Below are 645 nucleotides of genomic sequence, written 5' to 3' on the forward strand. Positions count from 1 at the left end.
ATCCGTTCCTCGCTCATGGCGATATGAGTTTTGTATCCGAAAAACGAAGAATCAGCACTTTTGTGACCGACTTTGGCATCCGGGTCCGCAGAGGTTTGCAAGTGCTCCAGATCATCAGCAATCGTTTCTTTTAGCAGGTTGAGCGGTCCCGTTACCTTGGGTAGTCCGGCAAAACGCTCATCCTCTTCAATTGCTACGACAAGCTGCTGGCAATAGGAGATTTCATCCTCGATGACATCCGTAACTGGTTTGGCTGGAAAGGCATTCTTCATCGATTCATCCAGCGAATAGATAACTTTTCTTAGCTTTTTGGAGCGTTCTCGGAGCACCTCCTGCGGCGTCTTTTGGGTATAGCGAGCTTTGGTATGTGTCGAATCTACAATAAGGGATTTGCTTCGAATAATGCCTTGCACAATCGCAATTTCCACGGTTTTCTGAATCAACAGATCCAGCAGCTTCATGTCTTTAAGCCGTAATTTGCGGAACTTGGTCAGTAGGCTGGGCTCGATGACCGCTTCCTCGGGGGCCATATGGAGAAACAACTTGAAGGACAAATCATATTTTGAACGCTCGACCAGATCGACGTCGGACAAGTCGAAGATAGATTTGAGCAGCAGATATTTAAACATCCGAACCGGATCCACC

The 645-nt window shown here is 47.3% G+C and carries 1 protein-coding gene; it reads right to left on the bottom strand.

What is annotated here, in order from left to right:
- On the bottom strand, positions 1 to 645 hold a 645-nt coding region (locus M3650_RS31160; protein WP_251580225.1), incomplete at both ends, for a transposase.

The sequence above is a fragment of the Paenibacillus sp. MER TA 81-3 genome, assembly GCF_023713585.1.
GTDB classification, from domain to species: domain Bacteria; phylum Bacillota; class Bacilli; order Paenibacillales; family Paenibacillaceae; genus Paenibacillus_B; species Paenibacillus_B profundus.